Raw genomic sequence first — 17,284 nt, 5'->3', positions numbered from 1 at the left:
GAGTGAGAGCGGATGATGACGACCGGTAACCACAACAAAACGACAGTTGCGGCGGCTTCGCGTTCATGAGTGTGCCAATAGCGCAGAGCTGACACTGTGGAGAAATCCGCAGCTCATGGAAAAAGGGCGTTCGTAACCGCTCTTTTTCTTCATTGAGGTGCGACGTTACCAGTTCACCTTGAAGCCAACATTGGCCCTGGGGCTGTAGCTGTCGGCAAAGTGGGTGAGGCCTGTATTGACCGAGCCTTCGCCATAAAGCGCATATTTGCTGTCGGCCCAGGCATAGGTACCGTCCAGACCAATGCCACCACAGGTCCGGTCATTGTCGGTGTTAAAATCAACACCCGACGGATCGTCCGTGGTTCCGCCTAAGAACTCCTGATAGAGATTGGGAATGCCATAGAGCGAAGCCTGGCTTGCACGGCCCTGATCATCTTTCCAGGCGGTGGCATATTGGGCGGCAAGTCCCAGGCGACCGACAAGGCTGTCACCATCATCGACACCAATCCGGGCATTCCACGCATCACGGAAGCTGTTGGTACTGATTGACGACCAGGAGAGCTGCGCCTGCGGGGTCAGCGACCAGTTGCCTGCAAGAGGGATCTGCTTGCATCTTTCAAGGCTCACCGCATGGCCGGTCGCCTTGCGGCCATTGGCCAGCGACTGAGTGGCGGTTGAGAAAACAAGGTCATTGTCAAACCATGTCACCTGGCCCTGACCATCGAGATAGAACCCGTCATTGCCGTATCAGGTGGCGGTGGCACCGAAGCTCCATGCATCGGTGGTGATGGTTCCATCGCCATGCATGGAGGAGACATCGCCTTTGGCATGACCATATTGGCCGGTGATGCCGACAAGCAGACGGCCCTGGTCATTCTCATAGAACTGTCCGTCGACACCGGCCTGCATCTCAAGCGTGTTGATGTCCTGTTTCATGCGCGCGGTCGAGGTGGAGGGTTCAAGTCGGTTATGCGCGCCTTCAACGCGTGCCCAGATGCCCGGCTGCTCCGCGCCTGCACCAGCACCAGCGCCGACACCGGAAGTCGCAGCGGCATCAGAAGCGATGGTCCCTGCAAAATAGCGATTGCCAACCCGCTGCTGCAATGTTGGCAGCTTGTTGAGCGCCATCATGTTCTGCCCATAGCCTTCATACACCGGTGCACCGTTACTGTAGCGTGTGCTGGGTGGTGGTGGACAGCTGTTGGTGTCCTGACAGGTCGGATCGACAGGCGGTGTATCCGGATCCGGCGCATGGCAGACCAGATACCAGTTGCCGTCATTGGCGCCCTGTGAGCCGTCCTGGGCGCCACCTTGCTGCAATGTATAGGCGAAGGCGCCGCCGACAACCGCCTGCTCGCCATCCTTGACAAGGCCACCGCTGCCATTGATGGTGCCGGAGAACAGGGTGTTGCTGTCTTGCGCAAGCGTCAGCGTTGCGGCATTGAGCGCCACGCTGCCCGCGCCTGCAAGGCCGCCGGTTGAAGTGTTGAATTGATCAAGATCAGCGGTTGCCCCAGCCTCGACATTCAAAATGCCCGAACCAAAGGCATGATCGGTCATGCCGGCCTTTGCGGTACCGGCATTCAAAATGCAAGCCTCCGGAGAAGCTGTTATCGCCCGAAAGCATCAGAGTGCCCTGACCGTGTTTCCACAGCTGACCCGCTCCCGACAGGCTTTGCGCCACTGTGACTGTGTTGGAAGTCTCAGCAATATCAAAGCCACCGCCGTGATTCCCGAGCGTGAGACTGCGCGCGGCGCTGCCAACGGCACTGCCGGTCACGTGCAGCGTGCCGCCATCCAATGTGACTGCGCCGGTTGCAAGGTCGCGCTTGGCGTCGGAGGCCACCGACAAGGTCCCTGCGATGATCCAGGTGCCTCCGGCATAATTATTGTCCTGCACGAGCGTGGTCGTGCCTGTGCCCATCTGCCGGACCGCACCTGCGCCAGAGACAGGGTTTGAAAATTCGACATTATCGGCACGATTAAAAGCCAGCATGCCGGCATGGGCGGCATCGGTTCCGGTATTGATATTGCCAGCGAGGGTGCCACTGTTGCCGCCATCGCCAAGCTGCAGCACGCCCCCGGTGATATTGGTGACGCCGGTAAAATCATCGCCGTTGCCAGTGAAGACCGTCGTTCCGGCGATCTGGTTGATCGTCCCTGCGCCCTTGATGTCCGCGTGGACGGCAACAGTATCGGTTGTGTTGAAGTTTAGGACTCCGTTGCTGCCGCCGCCATCGCGATTGAATTCAATGGTCGCGACATTGAGGACTCCGCCGGCCCTGGCTGGCGCCCCAGCGGCGCCGCCGAATTTGACGATACCCGTGGTTCCGGCTTTGTACGCTATTTCCAGTGTGTTATCGTTGATGGTGCCGCCATCATAAAGGTCCACGCTGCCGTTACCGAATTGTCCAACCCAGATGCCATGCTGCCCATTCCAGGCTGAGCCCTGGCCGGAGATTGTGACATGGCCGGTGCCGTCGCCGTCAATGATGATGCGTTGATTGGCGGTGAGCGAAGATCCAGCGCCGGAAACAATCAGATCGGCAGTGGTGTTTGAATAGTTACCAACAGTAACAGAAAACGGATCGACTGAATTGAGGGTGATCCCACCACCATTGCTGATCGTCACCGTGCCAGTGCTGTTATTCTCGTTGCCAATGCGGAGGTCGGCGATCTGCAGGCTGGAGCCGGCTCCATCCACCAAGAGATCAGCGGAGCCAAAGAAGCCCTGATCGCCCACATGGACCGTATCACCTGTGCCTTTGGCACCGCCTGTGATGCTCAGTGAGCCCGCAGTCTGAAATCCAACGACGAGGGTCTGACTGGAAGAGAAGTCCCAATCGGTCGCCCCGGGCGGTGGTGTGGGTGTCACCGAGCCGGTATAGGTGATTTGTGGCTGCGCCATCGCGGGCAGGTTTGCCACGACCGGGCTTGCAAGACCAACGGCTGCAGAACACAAAAGCTGCGTGCGGCGACGCGGGAGGGGAGCTGACATTCAAGCCTCTAAGATGATCGCCTCAGCGGGCATTGTTCCGGTTGACCGCAGTCGCATGTCTGAGAAATCCACTTTTCACTACGCACTGTTACGCGCAGGTCTGAGTGTCCGTCCGGACACTTTATTTGTATTCAGAATTAATTAGCTGCAACAGGGTTTGCAGTTGTCTCTGAGTTGTGATTCCTTAATGCATCTTTTCATGTGAGGAAGGCTCAATGCGGACGACAGAGAGCCGCGGACGCTATGATCGCAGCAAATGCGTTGTCCGAGTGACCTGACGGATGAGGAATGGACCCTTGTCGAGCCGTTGATCCCGGCGGGAAAGCGGGGTGGGGGAAAACGGACGGTTGTGTTGCGGGAGGTTGTCAACGGCCTGATGTACATCCTGTCGACAGGTTGCCAATGGCGCGCCGTACCGAAAGATCTGCCGCCCCGTAGCACGTTGTTTGGCTATTTCGATCTCTGGAATTGGGATGGCACGCTTGCTCGCATTCACGAGGAACTCTACCTGAAATGTAGGGGAAGCCATGGGCCGCGAAGCCAGTCCAACTGCAGCGGTCATCGACAGCCAAAGCGTCAAAGGCGCGGAAAAAGGGGGCGTTGTGTCGACCCGTTCGGGTATGATGCTGAGAAAAAGATCAAAGACAAGAAGCGTCATATCCTCGTTGATACGGTAGGGCTTTTGCTGCATGCGTTAGTCCATCCGGCCGACATCCAGGAGCGCGACGGCGGCGTGCTGGTCCTGAAGACGCTGTTTGGGGTTATCCTTTTTTGAAGCAGCTGTTTGCTGATGGCGGTTATCAGGGGGGCGGTCTTTGCCAAGGGTCAGAAGAAGGCCATGCCCGGCCTGACCATCGAGATCGTGAAACGGTCCGATACTGCCAAGGGCTTCGAGATATTGCCACGGCGCTAGGTCGTTGAGCCCACATTTGCGTGGCTGGGGAGATGTCGAAGACTGGCAAAGGATCTTGAGAACCTGTCGAGAAATGCACTCGCCTTTCTCGAATTGGCATCAATTCACCTCATGCTACGAAGACTTTGTTCAACATGAATAAGTTCTCGGACCGACTCTGATACGAAAATAGACAATGCAATATTAGACAGTAGAAATATAAATATTAGCGCATAGAAAGAGTGGTTATAATGCCTATTATTATAGAGGATGGTTAAGATTTTGTTAAAGAACCAATTAACGCGCTTATATCTTTCGAAGTGGCGTTCGAAAATGGCAAGTTATTGCAGGTTTGCATGCTTTAAATTCAAGACTATATAATAAAGGGAATAATAATATTTAAATCGCTTAAGTATGGTGACCAAAAGAATTGCAGCCGGCAGCTGCCGCCGCTTGAAAATACGCCGTCAATTGCAGGGCTCAACAGTGCAGGGCCCAACTGTGCAGGCAGGGGTCGGGCATGTCTAGGATGCGGCTGATTGGCCCCAAGCCATGTGTCCGGATAAGCAAGGCGACGGGTTTCACTGTGCCCGGAACCAGCAATCACGGCAGGGCAATCCGGTCGCTGATGGCGATGGAAATGGACATGAAACCGGCAATTGTCACGGGCTCTTCGGCTTTAACCACGCAAGCGCCAGCTGATAGCTGGCATGTTGGGAGGATTGCGGCAGGTGACGAAAGCGGGCAATCTCCTGAGTGCATATCGCGTTAAAGCGATGCATTTTTCAACGGATGGCCAATCGGGTTTGCGCGTCTTGCGACAGGGCTGCGCCCAAAGCTATTTCTTGCGGTCTTTTTCCAGACTCCTGCGCAGCGCTTCCATGATATCAATGACATTGCCCCCGCCTGACGGATTGGCCTGGCGCTTGCTTGCGGCATGCGGTTTCGTTTTCTTTTTCTTGGCGGCGATCATCCGCTTGAGGTTTTTCTGCACGGGATCTGTCAGCAGTTGCTCGTTCCAGTCTTCCGTCTTGTTCTTGATGAGGCTGCGCACCATGGTCAGCATTTTCTTTTCGGGCTTGTTCGCCTCGATCGCACTGAAATAGTCTTTCTCATCACGCACTTCGTCGCCGTAGCGCAGTGTCCAGAGCACAATGCCCTTGTCGCGTGGCTCGAGCAGAACGGCACGCTCGCGGCGATACATCACAAGACGCGCCAGACCGGAGACGCCGGCGCTGTCCATGGCCTCGCGAATAACTGCAAAAGCTTCCGCGCCAACCTTATCGGCGGGGGTCAGAAAATGTGGCTTGTCATACCAGATCCAGCCAATGGTGTCGCGTGGGACAAATCTGTCGATATCGATGGTTCGCGTGCTGTCCAGCGCGACGGCTTCAAGCTCGTCGTCCTCCAGGATGATATAGCCACCTTCCGCTTTCTCGAAACCTTTCGCCTGGTCCTGATCGCGCACCGGTTTCTGGCTCTGCTGATCGACGTAACGACTGATCACCCGATTTCCGGTCTTCTCGTTGAGCGTGTGAAAGCGCACGCGTTCGCTGTCACTGGTGGCCGGTCGCAGTTCAACTGCACAGGTGACGAGCGAGAGTTTGAGATAGCCTTTCCAAAACGCACTGGGCACCGTTTTATCCCTTTCGATTGCAGGCCCGATTGCAGGCCCGATTGCAGGATTGAACTCGCCAATCGTGGCTTGGTTCCGCAGCGTCGCATAACCGGGAACCCGGCCGGGCGCTCTGCGTTGATGGCTGCAGGCTTTCGCTGCGCTAACGCTAAGAGGTGCCACTTGCTTGACCGATTGAACGCTTCTGCTGCAGAAAAGCCCGCACCGGTGCTTGAGCGCGACCTGCACTATGTCAGCGACAGTGAGCCCGGCATTCAACGCCTGCGCTGCGGTGCGGGTTTCCGTTATAAGGGCGTTGGCGCAGGCCGCGTCTCTGCCGGCGACATTGAGCGCATCAAGGCGCTGGCCATTCCGCCCGCCTGGCAGGATGTCTGGATCTGCGCGCATCCCAACGGCCATATTCAGGCAACGGGCAGGGATCTGCGTGGGCGCAAACAATATCGCTATCATTCCGAATGGTCAGCAATGCAGGGCGAGACGAAGTTCTCCAGTCTGGGTGATTTCGCAACCGTGTTGAGCAGCTTGCGCCGGCAGGTCGAGGCCGATATGCGGCGGCGCTCATTGTGTCGTGAAAAAGTGACTGCGACGATTGTCTGGCTGATGGACCGGTTGCTTGTGCGCGTCGGCAGCCCCGACTATGCGCGCTCCAACAAGAGCTTTGGCGTGACGACCCTGCGCAACCGTCATCTAAAAAATGATGGCAACAACTTGCGGCTGATCTTCAAGGGAAAATCCGGAAAGGACTGGAACCTGAAGATTTCCGACAGACGGATCGCCACAATCATTCGCTCGTTGCAGGAACTCCCAGGTCAGCACCTGTTCCAGTATGTCTGTGATGAAGGGAAACGCCATGCGATCACCTCGCAGGATATCAATGACTATCTGCGGGATGTGACGAAGGCTGATTTCACGTCAAAGCATTTCCGGACCTGGGCAGCGACGGCCTCGGCTGTGAAGGGATTGTCAGCCTTGCCGCGTCCCGAAGGTGCGGCAGCGTCGAAACGGGTGTTGAACGCGGAAATCGACAGAATCGCGCAACGGCTTTGCAACACACGCGTCGTCTGCAGACGCTCCTATATTCATCCGTTGGTTTTTGAGCAATGGGAGCAGGATCAACTGACAGCAATGGTGCAAGCGGCCTCCCGCCTGCGTGTTGTCGCACCACTGCTTGATCAGGATGAGCGGATCGCCTTGAAATGGCTGCGCCATGTGGGCACAACAACCCGAGCCAATGACTGTTGAGGCGCCGTCTTCGTCAAAAAATAAGACACCGGGCGCGCGGGGCGTTGCACCGCTGCCCCGCTTCATTCAGCCGATGCTTTATGGTTTGCGCAGGACGCCATCCCCTCCTTCCAGCGTGAGAGGCGAAATGGTGCTCAGCCCGGCGAGGATCAGCTTTCCGCTTTGAACCGCTTGGCCTCCTCGAGCAATTTTTCGCGGTCACGGCCAAATTTTTCGATCAGCGCTTTGGCCTGAAGCGGTGACAGATCGGAGTTTTTCGCCAGAAACTTGATATCTTCATCCTGGGTGAGGGGATCGGTGTGGTGGGACGTCATGCGTTTTCCTGCTCCGGTTATAAGATCGTTACGCCAGGCCACGACTGTCAAGGCGATCGTGCCTGGAGCTTGATTCTTTCGCAACCCTTGATAGGGTAAACCAAGCGGCTGCAAAGGCTCGTAGAAGGATAAACGCGCGCGTTGCGGATTGTTCCGTCAGGCTTTCGGGCACGCCTGCGGACTGCGGCTTGCACGCAGTTTGCCGGTGCCGACGTGCTGCGGCTAGAGAAAGGCGAACAGTGCTGCGTCGCGATCTTCCCCGCCACCGATCGCCTTGGCGAGAATTTCCGCAGCGATCTTGCTGAAGGTGATGCCGTTGCCACCATAGCCCATCGCAGCATAGACATTTGGATGGCCATCGATGGCCCCGATCATCGGCGTACCCGTGGGCGTCGAGCCGAAGGCCGCCGACCATTGATAAGCGGGCTTGCGTATGTCACAGCCGATCAATGCGCTAATTTTGCCGGCAATTGTCTGGCTTTTCCCCGCGGCTTTTTGTGGGTCCTCAAACGCGTCCTCAGAGGCTTCATCCTCGCCACCGGCGATCAGTCTGCCATCGCTGGCCGTGCGAAAAGAAAGATAGGGATCGGACGCCTCCCAGACCAGATAATCACGCAGCCAGGCGGGTGTGGGCTGTTGCTTGGTACCTGCGATCGCCCAGGTCGAGATGATCTGATGATTCTTATGCGCCAGCGCTTTGAGGAATTGATAGCCGGTGCAGAACACGACAGCGCCGGCGCTTATCACCGCGCCTTGCGCGGTGGCGAGAGCGATCTGATCGTTGAGACTGAGAAAATCGGTGATTTCCGTGTCGCGAATGATTTCGATACCGCCTTTCACGCAGTGCCGCAACAAACCTGCGGTCAATTGGGCGGGATTGGCGGAGGCCGACATATCGCTTTCAATCGCAGCCGTCCGCTCGATCGCAAAGCGTTGCTTCAATGTGTGGGCGTCGAGAAGTTCCGCACGAAGGCCAATCGCCTGCCGCGCTTCGACTTCTTCCTTGAGCGCGCGTGCGCCATACTCGTCACTGGCCAGATAGAGGGTCTTTTTGCGCTGCATGCTACAATTTATATCAAGCTCTCCTGTCAGCTTGATCAAGGCATCGACACTGTCGGCCGAGCGTTGCCAGATGCGCTCGGCGGCTTTCGCTGTCAAAAGCTTCTTGAGCTTGAACAGTGGAACATCGATCTCATGCTGCAGCATCGCGGTGCTGGCCATTGTGCTGCCAAACACCGGTCGCCGACGATCGAGGATCGCGATTTTCCGTTTGCCGTCCATCAGCGCCTGGGCGATCAGCGCGCCACTGATGCCGGCACCCACCACGATGACATCGTAATGCCGGTGCGCGGGCTTTTGTCGGGTGGTCAGGGTGATTTTCGGGGTTGTTTCCCTAGGGCCGGGACTGCCGCAATTGTCGCTTCTGCGTTACTGCCTGTTGCGTCAAGTTGATGTTCCTTCGCGCGAAATTCTCGGTTTTTAAACGCGCGTCGGAGCAATTGGTTCGATCGGCTGACCCGTCGTGTCGGAATTGTCGCTTTCGCGATCAAAGCTCGATCAAAGGTGCTGCGGGCTGTTCCGGCAGCACAGGCTTGCCGGAACAGATGATGCTGGTTTAACCCTGTTACGTCTTGGCCGCTTGCGCAAATCGCGGGTCAAAGGTCTGCTCGAAGCTGATCTTTGAATCGGCGAGTTCGGGATCAAGCGCCTTGAGCATGTTCATCATGCTGTCAAAACCATCGGCTGCGATGATGCCTTTTTCGGAATACATGGCGCGCGATTTCTCAAATCCGGTCTTATAGAGGGCGCGGTCACCCAGCAGGTATTCCTCCGGCACGGCGTCGGCCACATCATCAGCGGATGCCTGGTGGATCCAGTTCAGCGATTTGACAAAGGCATTGACCACGCGCTGGGTGGTGATGGGGTTGGCGTCGATGAAGCTTTGCTGGACATAGGTGATGGCGGCGGGGGGGGGTGCCACCGAACAAGGCGCGGGTTCCCGCTTCCGTGCGGGTATCGAGAAGGATGGTGATATCACCGTCGACCTCCAGACGGGTAATGACTGGATCGAGGTGCACAAGGGCAGCGATTTCACCCTTTTTGACGGCTGCTACAGCGCTGGCGCCGCCGCCAACACCGATAATGGATGCATCATCCGCTCAGAGGCCGTTCTTGATCAATGCATATTGCAGGAACAGCGAGGTTGACGACCCCGGTGCCGTCACCCCGACATTCTGGCCTTTGAGGTCGGCAATGGTTTTGATCTCGCCTGCGAGGTCCTTGCGCACCGCGATGCAGATCCCGGGAAACTGACCAAGTTCGCAGATCGCCTTGATATCCTGACCGCGATTTTGCATGCGGATGGTGTGTTCATAGGCCCCGCTGACCACGTCGACCGAGCCGACCAAAGCCTGCAGTGATTTTGCACCGCCGCCAAAATCATTGACGGTGACCGAGCGCGGCATCGTAACCTTAAGTTTCCGTAAGTTTGTGCGATTATAGAATTGGTTATGACCGACAGCCGCGCCTCGCTTTATCACCGCCATCGTTTTCCGGCCGAGATTATTGCTGAAGCGGTTTGGCTGTATTTCCGTTTTCCACTGAGCTTTCGCATGGTTGAAGACATGCTAGCTTACCGCGGCATTATTGTTACCCATAAGACGGTGCGGGAATAGGCGGAGAAGTTTGGTCGGGACTATGCCAATCAGATCCGTTGCCGCACGCCGCGCCTTGGCGGTAAATGGCACCTTGATGAGGTTTCATTACCATCAAAGGTGAGCGGCATATTTTGTGGCGGGCTGTCGATCAGGACGGCTTTGTCCTTGATATTTTGGTACAGAAACGCCGTGATACCCAGGCTGCCAAGCGTTTCATGCGTAAATTACTAAGCAGTCAGGGTGTTTCTCCCCGTGTCATGGTCACAGACAAGCTTGGCTCTTATGGTGCCGCCAAGCGGGAGATTGGTCTCACTCAATGTGATCACCGTCAGCATAAGAGTTTGAACAATCGGGCAGAGAATTCCCACCAGCCTATACGGCGACGCGAGCGGATGATGAAGCGGTTCAAATCAGCGCGCCATTTGCAAAAGTTTGCGTCCATACACGATCCAATTTACAATCTTCATCACTTTCCCCGCTCCAACCACCGCTTTCTCCGCCAGTCTGCCATGCAGACCTGGCGTGAAATAGCATGCTTGAAATCCCCATGATATCAGTATCATAGATACAGCTGTGTTCGCGCATAGGTTAAAGTTACATTGCCTACTCGGGTATTGGCTTGGATAACATCGTCTTAGCCTTTTCAATCCGCAACTGAGTTAAGAAAGGGCAGCACACGACTGCCCCTTTCATTCAGGAGTTCTTATGACTCTGCCGGCCGACCTTGCTGCAGACGTTCCACATGTCCTTGGGTCTGTTCCCGGTGTTTTTCGAACGCGCCCTTCAGCTTCTCATCATTGGCCGCGCGGGACATCTTGGGAAGAGTTTTCAGGATTTTGCGCTCCGCATAATAAATGTCCTCGAGATTGCGTTGTTTGGTGCTGGCCATTGCAGGCCTCCTATAGTTCCGAAACTGTCAATGTCGTTCGGCTGAAAATCCCGACGACGGAACACCTAACCCGCCAGCGACCGTTTTGTTTCGCCCATTGGGCAAAATCAAAACGTCAGGGCTGCGTGGGAGAGCCGGCCGGTTGGGTGGGGCTCTCCGGCGAAACGTCCCCCTTGTCGGAAGTGATGAACAGGCTGCCCAACCCCTGCAGCGCCACGGCGAACATCACGACGGCAAGCCATTTCAAAGTGGTCATCGTTACGTCCCGTCAGGATTTCGACTTGTGCTCGGGCTTGCCCTTCTGCTTGGTGGAGGCCATCTTCTCGAGTTCCTTTTCGCTCATGGATTTGGCCATTTCCTTGGACGCCCCACGCAGTTCGCTTTTCGATTTGTCTCCGCGCTTCGCGGCCAAAGCCGCGCCGGCAGCCTGTTGCTGTGCTTTGGATTTTGCAGGCATCTTCACCTCCTGGGATGGTCAGTTCTGTTCGGTACCACGGCTTTCCCGCCGCAGTTCACGCGCGCTGGGGTTGGCCAGATCATTCGGGCGCTTGCTGTTGGGGCTGTCGAAATCGAAGTCCTGTTGCGGGTTGTCCGGCTGTGGCGGGCGCGGGTTGCCCGGCGCGTTCGGCTGCTCATGCGTCGGCCGTGCCTGATGATCGCGCGGTTCGTGCTGGGATGGTTCGCCCGCCCCGACGCGATCCCTGTCGAAAAAGGGCAGTTTGATCCTTGCGGCATCGTAGAACATGATGATTCCTCCAGTTGGGTGCCATGACGGCTGAAACGTGCTTCCGAACCGGCTTGCGAGCGGTTTGTTCCCTCAAGGCAACGAAACCAGCCGATGTCGCGGACAGGGTAAAAGGAACATGGGCAGCCTTCGGCAGTTATCGAAGCTCGCAAGAGAGGAATTTTGATATGGCCCCGACAAAGAAGTGGTCAGCCGAAGTGACCGAGCAAAGCGATGCGCTGGACCTCGAGCCGCAAGTGTTCGAGCAGGACGATCCGAAGAAAATTGCCGCTTCCCTGAAACGCTCAGCCGACAAGAGCCACAAACGCAAGGCAGAGCCGTTCCGTTCGGCCATGTCCATGCTGACCTTCTATATCAACCGCGCCGGCAAGAATTTGCCGGAGAAGCGCAAGCAGGTATTGGAAGCAGCCAAGGATGAACTGCGCAAGGCTTATGGCAGGCCGGATCACGCTTGACACCCGTTGAAGGGAGAAATCGAATGAAAATCCATATCGAAGAATGGGGAGCGGCGTTGCCGTTCGTCCTGTTCGCAGACTCCGAGCTGCCCTCCGATCCACCGGAAATACCCGAAAAGGAGCCGGAAGGTATTTCCGTCCGGCCGCCTGAAACCATTCCGCAACCGGACAAGGGGCCATTCAGCCCCGACGAACCGGAACAGATACCGCCGCTTCCCATACCCGAACATCCTTCGCCCGGCCCGGCAAGTCCGGACCATCCGACAATGCAGCAAGCAGTGGGGTGAAGGAACGGCCGTTCAGTTGGGCACGTCATCCGTCGTCGCCCTTTCGTTCCGCATGCTGAGGCTCACTCTGCGCATCGGAAAGGTTCTTGCGGTCGGGATCGGACAGCCTGTGCCCAGCAGCGTCGCGCTTTTTTGCCGGGTTATCAACGGCAGGTTCATAGCCGTGAGGCCTGTTTTCAGGCGGGCCTTCCCATTTCGGTTTCTGGTCCGTGGTGCCGACTTTCGGGTCGTGTTTCATGAGAGCCTCAATTCGTTGGAACTGGTGGCCCAACTTTTCAAACCGTGGATTGTTTCGTTGGACGAAACGGGAAGGGCGACCGAAAAAACCAACCAGATTGCCGCAACAAGGTTTTGCGGAACAATTGGTCTGCCTTGTGGTTGGAATAGGGAGGCTAAAATGATGAAAGCAGTTTCACCGGATAAAAGCATTGGCGCTCGTGCAAGGGGCGCGATCCAACGGGGTGAGACCGGCGACAAGGTTCCCGGTTTTGATCCTGCGGCAGCGCCGATGGAGACGGATGCGGAGGCAGGTGGCAATTCCCAGCCTGCCCGTGTCAACACTGTGGCGACTGAGGACAGCAACGCTTCCAGCCATGCTTCCGGCTTGCGTGCGTGGGCATCCGAGAAAAAGGCGCCACCCGCCAGAGGAAAAGCAAAGATGCGGGAAGGCCCGGCCTATCTCGTCTGGTGGTTCATCATCGCAATGGTCGTCATTGGTTATTTCGCAATTTCATGGGTATGGTGATGAATATGCAATCGAAACCTGAGCGGGACAGACGGGACCAGTCTTCGTCGCGAACACTCGGATATTTTTCGCGCTTCGCTTTGGCCACGCTGGCGGTTCTGCTGCTTCTCTTCCTTGGGTGGAGCCTGACTGGCGGTGGGTCCGTATCGGAAAAACAGGGCATACAGACACTGCCCGCGACGGGTTCGGTCGATCAGCCCGCAATCCAGCAGCCGGGTGAAAACGAACGGCCACAAACCGGTACCGGCGGGGACCAGCCGAGCAACCCGCCAGAAGATCAGAAATGAGGTTGACCATGAACGAGAAAACCACCACCCCGCTGACGGACGATGAAGAAGTAAAGTTTCTCGCCGAGAACTCCGATATTTCGCCGCTTCAGGCCCGCCAGTTGATTGAGTGTTTCGGCAGAGACCGGCAAAAACTGCTGGAAAAAGCGAAGAAATTCAAAGCGGAAGGATAAGACATGGCTCAGATCACACGGGACCACGACAAAATCCGCCGGTGGGCGGAAGACCGCAACGGACGTCCGGCAGTGGTGGATACGGGTAATGACGTCGGTATATTGCGCATCGACTTCGCGGAGAAAGACGAGAATCTGGAAGAGATCAACTGGGATGATTTCTTCGCCATCTTCGATGATCGTAATCTGGCTTTCCTCTATGAAGACGCGGGCGACAGCCGCTTCAACAAGTTTGTTGATGCGGACAAGAATGCCTAAGGGAGCGTGTCGTTGGGCGAGGGCTGACGCATCAGGAAGGACCGTCCGAATCCGGCAGAATGTTCAGGTTCGCGGCAATGGGCGCTTCTGCGTGGCGGTCTTGATAGCGTTTGTGGGCAAGCCGCGATGCCAGTTCAGCAATGTAGTTCAGATCTCTCAGGCCGTTCTGGTAAAGCATGATGATCGCGGACGAAAGATCGGCTGCAGCATACTCCCGGTCGCTCTCCTCAAGAATGATCGCGGCATGGGAAAAGCAGTTGCGCATGAAGGTCACTTCTTCCGGCTTGTAGATACGGCTCGCTTCGTTAAAGAGCGGCATGGAATACTCCTTTCGAAAACTCAGCAATACGCTTCCTGATTATTTAAGATAGGCACGTTTGATCACTTCATGTTTCGATAATGCTCTGGATCACGGCAGGCGACCGCTGCCGTCTTCGGGATGACGTTCGAGATTCTGGCGGTTGAGGCAGTCGAGGACCCGCTGCGCCTCGTCCTCGTTCAATGCGATCTGCAACCGCCCTTCGAACGTGACCGGATTGCCCTTGAAGGCATCGATCACGGACCAGGTGCCGTCGCCTCTTCTCTGAAGTTTGTAACCATTTTCTATCATGACTTTCTCCCCTTCTTCGCGGTCCAGATTCCTGCTGTGAAATCGCCTGGCCATTTGAATTGATGGAGTGAGTCTTCATATGCAAATTCGATAGAGCCTTCATCAATGAATTTTCCGCATGCGCGGTGCCCATTGCTTCCGGCTTGCCCACGTCGTGAACACCGCGATGGACCCGCTGTTCCACCATTTGGTCACGAGTTTTCTCAAAATTTCTCATTGTCGCTCTCTCGGGTTCATATGGGACCCAAACCATTCTCGGTAGATATTAGCGCTAAGGCCAGAGAAACAGAAATAACGAGAAACCTGTCCAAATGGTTCCGATGAACGATCCATAATCGGGCGTGACATCAGCATTATGATACAGCATTTTTCATGAGATAGGCCGAATGCTTATTACGAGCAGGACCGCCCAAAAAAGCCATATAAGTATCAATTTTAGCTCGGATGTTCGCGTTAAGCGAGGGGAGAATCTTGACTGGCAATCAATGCGTCACGCGCTTTTCAGATTCTCGGAGAGGCAAATACCTTTCACACTGCCGGACATAGCTAGAATAACATGCACACGGCATCAACTGTGCAAATATAGTTATGTCCGAAGAGCGCTATAATCGGATTCGCATTTGAGGTTGATCGCTCAAATAACGCTAGGCCTCCTCCGCTGCTTTCACAGGACGAGTGACGCGATAAATTTCTTCTAGGCTCATCATGTTCGTGAGGTCCACGCTCATGGAACTCTGATGTCCAAAAGCGCCGTGCATCTGGCACGTATGAGCAGCAGCTTCTGCTGCTTGCCTAAGGATAGTTTCGGGCTTCAGGTCGCTCAATAAGCCGACAAGGACATTGGCGATATAGGTGTCACCGGCTCCGAGCGTATCGAGGGCGTCGACGGGTTTGGCCGGAACCTCGAAAACACCGGTGTCACCGGCGAGGATAGCCCCTTCGATGCCGCGAGTGACTAGACTCCAGCGAGCGCCAGCGGTGCGGACACTCATAGCTAACGCAAGTGCCTCCTCACGCGAACCTCCACCGGCGGAGCAGGCCATCAGAAAACAGTGCGGTGCTATTTGGGCGATGCGGGCAGGGTCTTGTACGGTGGCAAGATCGTAGGACACTTTCGTGATCTCGGCAAAATGGGGCAGCCAGGCGTCGACATGGCTTGAACGGCCGGTGTGAATGGCGTCGAAATCCGAAAGTCGAGCAATATCGGCCCTCGACGGTGCGATAATCGAGACACCAAGATTGGCGCCGACGAATACGCGATCGCCATCTTGCGTCTCAATCACGCAATAAGCCGTTTGCCCAGACACCACGCGTAGCGAGGAGACGTCCACCCCTTCTTCGATCAATGCGCGCCGGATCAACCGCCCGGCGTCATCATCGCATACGGCACCCACATAGGCAGTTTCGGCCCCGGTACGGCGCGCAAAAACGGCATGATTGACGCAGTTTCCGCCTGGAAACATCAGGTTTCGATCACGGTAGCAGTCAACGACATTATCGCCAAAGGCGAGGATTTTGACGGGACGGGGCATTAGACGAGCTCTCCTGAGAAGAAACTGAGAGCGTTCTCATTTATAGGGCTGTAGCGAAAAAGGCAAATGGTTTCCTTCACCGGGCGATGAAGAGCCGAGAAACTGCGAGGAGATAAGCGGACGTGCTGGCGTCCGTTAAAACAGGCACGTCCGCATGCGGAACACTAATAGATAACTGGGCGACTGCCGTCATGCATCAGCATGCGATGAAGGTCTTCTTGCTCGATTTTGCGGAATCAGCGTTGTGCGACAGAACCGCGCTCGATCAGTTCCGCCGGCATAAGAACGGTGCGTGGCGGATAATCCTCGCCGCGAATGCGCTCAAGGAGCATCCGTGCAGCGGCTTCCCCCATGGCAAGGCGCGGCTGCGCAACGGTGGTGATGCCGGGGCGATGAAAACTCATCCAGTCAAGATCGTCGAAGCAGATAAGCGAAATGCTCTCGGGGATCGAAAGCTTCATTTCCGCGAGCGCACGCATCGTGCCTTCCGACATGGTGCCGTCTGTTGTGAAGAGCGCCGTCGGTGCTCCGGAAGTCGCCATTAAACCGAGCACAACAGCCTGTGCAGCGAGCGCTGAATAGCTTCCGGCTCGGAGCGTCAGGCGTGGGTCGACAGGCAGACCTTCGATCCGATGGGCGCGAATATAACCGAGCAGGCGTTGCCAGCTGGGATAGAGTGTTTCGCTTTCGATCGGATCACCCGAGATCGCCCGAGCGAGGAAGGTTTCCAAACCACCACCTTCTTCATCGACAAGTTCAGCGACGATGCCGATCCGACGGTGTCCGGCAGCGATCAATCGGCGTACAGCAATTTCAGCGGCTGTGACGTTGTCGGTTGCAACTCGGTCCACCACCAAGCCGGCGACTGCACGGTCGATGAGGACGAGAGGGACGCCCATAGCTCGCAGATTATGCAGATGTCGCGCTTTGCGCGTATCGCTGGGAGTGACGATCAGCCCGTCTACCTGCTTTCGAGCAAGTAGCTCGACCGAATTAACTTCCTTGGGCTGGGCTTCATCGCTATTGGTAATCAACAGACCAAAGCCATTGGCTTCCGCGACGTTGGAGATGCCACGCAGGACTGAAGCGTAGAAGGGGTTCTGAATGTCACCGGCCACGACACCAAGTGTGCGGGTCTTGCCGGTAATGAGACTACGCGCCAGTGCGTTGGGCTGATAGCCCAGGCGCTGAGCTGCCTTGAGGACCTGTTCCTTCTTGTCTTCGCTGGTATAACCATAGCCGCCGAGCACACGTCCCGCGGTCGCCGTGGAAACCCCTGCTGCACGCGCAACATCGGCAATCGTCGCTTTGCTTTTCGGAGCCAATTGGCAATTCCTCTCACATTTATCACTCGCCGATCTGAGAATAGTATCATACGTGGCGTTGGAAAACGACATATCTGCTTAGGTGTTAGCAGATCATCACCGGTTTTCAATGGCCATAAGCGCAATGCTTTGATAAAACGGTGCTTGACGGACGGGTTATGTCCGTGTCTCTTATATGAGAACGTTCTCTAAACTTTTTCAAGGGGAACCAGAGGACGCAGATGCGAACCCATCGGGTT

Annotated in this window: 21 protein-coding genes and 4 pseudogenes; 10 read left to right on the top strand and 15 right to left on the bottom strand. The window is 56.1% G+C overall.

What is annotated here, in order from left to right; translation table 11 throughout:
• Positions 1-165 precede the first annotated feature (165 nt).
• Together FHY56_RS13675 and FHY56_RS13670 are read right to left on the bottom strand one after the other, a co-directional pair.
• Positions 166-1,560 (bottom strand): annotated as a pseudogene (locus FHY56_RS13675) (autotransporter family protein).
• Positions 1,502-2,998 (bottom strand): autotransporter-associated beta strand repeat-containing protein, encoded by a 1,497-nt coding sequence (locus FHY56_RS13670; RefSeq protein ID WP_140905735.1) that lies wholly within the window; start codon positions 2,996-2,998, stop codon positions 1,502-1,504. The pseudogene FHY56_RS13675 and the gene FHY56_RS13670 overlap by 59 nt, the downstream one beginning before the upstream one ends.
• A 256-nt stretch (positions 2,999-3,254) precedes the next feature.
• Between FHY56_RS13670 and FHY56_RS13665 the strand changes: the two genes are divergently transcribed.
• Positions 3,255-3,773 carry an IS5 family transposase gene (locus FHY56_RS13665; protein WP_235818723.1) on the top strand — a complete coding sequence of 173 codons (519 nt, stop codon included), beginning with the start codon at positions 3,255-3,257 and terminating at the stop codon, positions 3,771-3,773.
• Positions 3,774-3,788: 15 nt separating this feature from the next.
• Positions 3,789-3,911: a hypothetical protein gene (locus FHY56_RS18290; RefSeq protein WP_268876667.1), complete on the top strand. Its 123-nt coding sequence runs from the start codon at positions 3,789-3,791 to the stop codon at positions 3,909-3,911.
• Positions 3,912-4,728: 817 nt separating this feature from the next.
• On the opposite strand, the gene ku is transcribed toward FHY56_RS18290, so the two are convergent.
• The gene (gene ku / locus FHY56_RS13660; protein WP_128095140.1) at positions 4,729-5,526 is read right to left on the bottom strand and encodes a non-homologous end joining protein Ku; all 798 of its coding nucleotides are present in this window, start codon (positions 5,524-5,526) and stop codon (positions 4,729-4,731) included.
• 162 nt (positions 5,527-5,688) lie between these two features.
• Between ku and FHY56_RS13655 the strand changes: the two genes are divergently transcribed.
• Positions 5,689-6,768, top strand: a complete 1,080-nt coding sequence (locus FHY56_RS13655; protein ID WP_094574801.1) for a DNA topoisomerase IB — start codon at positions 5,689-5,691, stop codon at positions 6,766-6,768.
• Positions 6,769-6,917: 149 nt separating this feature from the next.
• Here the strand turns inward: FHY56_RS13655 and FHY56_RS17930 are convergent, their stop codons facing one another.
• The 3 genes and pseudogenes from FHY56_RS17930 to FHY56_RS13645 form a co-directional block, all read right to left on the bottom strand.
• Positions 6,918-7,082 (bottom strand): hypothetical protein, encoded by a 165-nt coding sequence (locus FHY56_RS17930; protein WP_164844759.1) that lies wholly within the window; start codon positions 7,080-7,082, stop codon positions 6,918-6,920.
• 222 nt (positions 7,083-7,304) lie between these two features.
• A complete protein-coding gene (locus tag FHY56_RS13650; RefSeq protein WP_328595378.1) occupies positions 7,305-8,408 on the bottom strand; it encodes an NAD(P)/FAD-dependent oxidoreductase in 1,104 nt (367 codons plus the stop codon).
• Between the two features lie 298 nt (positions 8,409-8,706).
• A pseudogene (locus FHY56_RS13645) lies at positions 8,707-9,532 on the bottom strand (ABC transporter substrate-binding protein); the annotation flags it as partial.
• A 60-nt stretch (positions 9,533-9,592) separates the two neighbouring features.
• Between FHY56_RS13645 and FHY56_RS13640 the strand changes: the two are divergent.
• Positions 9,593-10,290 (top strand): annotated as a pseudogene (locus FHY56_RS13640) (IS6 family transposase).
• A 173-nt stretch (positions 10,291-10,463) separates the two neighbouring features.
• Here FHY56_RS13640 and FHY56_RS13635 read toward each other — a convergent pair.
• The 4 genes and pseudogenes from FHY56_RS13635 to FHY56_RS13625 all read right to left on the bottom strand — a co-directional run.
• A pseudogene (locus tag FHY56_RS13635) lies at positions 10,464-10,628 on the bottom strand (YciE/YciF ferroxidase family protein); the annotation flags it as partial.
• 115 nt (positions 10,629-10,743) lie between these two features.
• Complete coding sequence (locus FHY56_RS17825; RefSeq protein WP_158447766.1) at positions 10,744-10,884, bottom strand: hypothetical protein; 141 nt, start codon at positions 10,882-10,884, stop codon at positions 10,744-10,746.
• A 12-nt stretch (positions 10,885-10,896) separates the two neighbouring features.
• Positions 10,897-11,085: a DUF3008 family protein gene (locus tag FHY56_RS13630; protein WP_094574805.1), complete on the bottom strand. Its 189-nt coding sequence runs from the start codon at positions 11,083-11,085 to the stop codon at positions 10,897-10,899.
• 18 nt (positions 11,086-11,103) lie between these two features.
• On the bottom strand, positions 11,104-11,373 hold the full coding sequence (locus tag FHY56_RS13625) for a hypothetical protein (protein ID WP_094574807.1): 270 nt from the start codon (positions 11,371-11,373) through the stop codon (positions 11,104-11,106).
• Positions 11,374-11,540: 167 nt separating this feature from the next.
• On the opposite strand from FHY56_RS13625, the gene FHY56_RS13620 reads away from it, so the two are divergent.
• Complete coding sequence (locus FHY56_RS13620) at positions 11,541-11,828, top strand: DUF3175 domain-containing protein (RefSeq protein WP_094574809.1); 288 nt, start codon at positions 11,541-11,543, stop codon at positions 11,826-11,828.
• Positions 11,829-11,851: 23 nt separating this feature from the next.
• Positions 11,852-12,115 carry a chitin-binding protein gene (locus FHY56_RS13615; RefSeq protein WP_140905734.1) on the top strand — a complete coding sequence of 88 codons (264 nt, stop codon included), beginning with the start codon at positions 11,852-11,854 and terminating at the stop codon, positions 12,113-12,115.
• Between the two features lie 25 nt (positions 12,116-12,140).
• On the opposite strand, the gene FHY56_RS13610 is transcribed toward FHY56_RS13615, so the two are convergent.
• Positions 12,141-12,353, bottom strand: coding sequence for a hypothetical protein (locus tag FHY56_RS13610; RefSeq protein ID WP_094574813.1), 213 nt, complete (start codon positions 12,351-12,353; stop codon positions 12,141-12,143).
• 162 nt (positions 12,354-12,515) lie between these two features.
• On the opposite strand from FHY56_RS13610, the gene FHY56_RS13605 reads away from it, so the two are divergent.
• Genes FHY56_RS13605 through FHY56_RS13595 form a run of 4 tightly spaced genes read left to right on the top strand, consistent with a single transcriptional unit; the run spans position 12,516 to position 13,578 of the window.
• Entirely contained in the window at positions 12,516-12,860 is a 345-nt protein-coding gene (locus FHY56_RS13605; RefSeq protein ID WP_140905803.1) for a hypothetical protein, read from the top strand.
• A gap of 5 nt (positions 12,861-12,865) precedes the next feature.
• A complete protein-coding gene (locus FHY56_RS13600; protein ID WP_235818724.1) occupies positions 12,866-13,147 on the top strand; it encodes a hypothetical protein in 282 nt (93 codons plus the stop codon).
• A gap of 8 nt (positions 13,148-13,155) precedes the next feature.
• Entirely contained in the window at positions 13,156-13,320 is a 165-nt protein-coding gene (locus tag FHY56_RS17925; protein WP_168927608.1) for a hypothetical protein, read from the top strand.
• Between the two features lie 3 nt (positions 13,321-13,323).
• Entirely contained in the window at positions 13,324-13,578 is a 255-nt protein-coding gene (locus tag FHY56_RS13595) for a hypothetical protein (protein ID WP_140905733.1), read from the top strand.
• A 31-nt stretch (positions 13,579-13,609) separates the two neighbouring features.
• Here the strand turns inward: FHY56_RS13595 and FHY56_RS13590 are convergent, their stop codons facing one another.
• The 4 genes from FHY56_RS13590 to FHY56_RS13570 all read right to left on the bottom strand — a co-directional run bounded on the left by FHY56_RS13590 (position 13,610) and on the right by FHY56_RS13570 (position 17,045).
• Positions 13,610-13,897 (bottom strand): hypothetical protein, encoded by a 288-nt coding sequence (locus FHY56_RS13590; RefSeq protein ID WP_094574817.1) that lies wholly within the window; start codon positions 13,895-13,897, stop codon positions 13,610-13,612.
• A gap of 90 nt (positions 13,898-13,987) precedes the next feature.
• Positions 13,988-14,188: a hypothetical protein gene (locus FHY56_RS13585; RefSeq protein WP_094574821.1), complete on the bottom strand. Its 201-nt coding sequence runs from the start codon at positions 14,186-14,188 to the stop codon at positions 13,988-13,990.
• Between the two features lie 644 nt (positions 14,189-14,832).
• Positions 14,833-15,720, bottom strand: coding sequence for a PfkB family carbohydrate kinase (locus FHY56_RS13575; protein ID WP_024899102.1), 888 nt, complete (start codon positions 15,718-15,720; stop codon positions 14,833-14,835).
• 236 nt (positions 15,721-15,956) lie between these two features.
• The gene (locus tag FHY56_RS13570) at positions 15,957-17,045 is read right to left on the bottom strand and encodes a LacI family DNA-binding transcriptional regulator (protein WP_024899103.1); all 1,089 of its coding nucleotides are present in this window, start codon (positions 17,043-17,045) and stop codon (positions 15,957-15,959) included.
• Positions 17,046-17,284: the final 239 nt, after the last annotated feature.

The organism is Brucella gallinifaecis (genome assembly GCF_006476605.1).
GTDB lineage: Bacteria > Pseudomonadota > Alphaproteobacteria > Rhizobiales > Rhizobiaceae > Brucella > Brucella gallinifaecis.
Note: the sequence above shows the minus strand (reverse complement) of the source record. Positions and strands in the feature narration are given on the sequence as shown.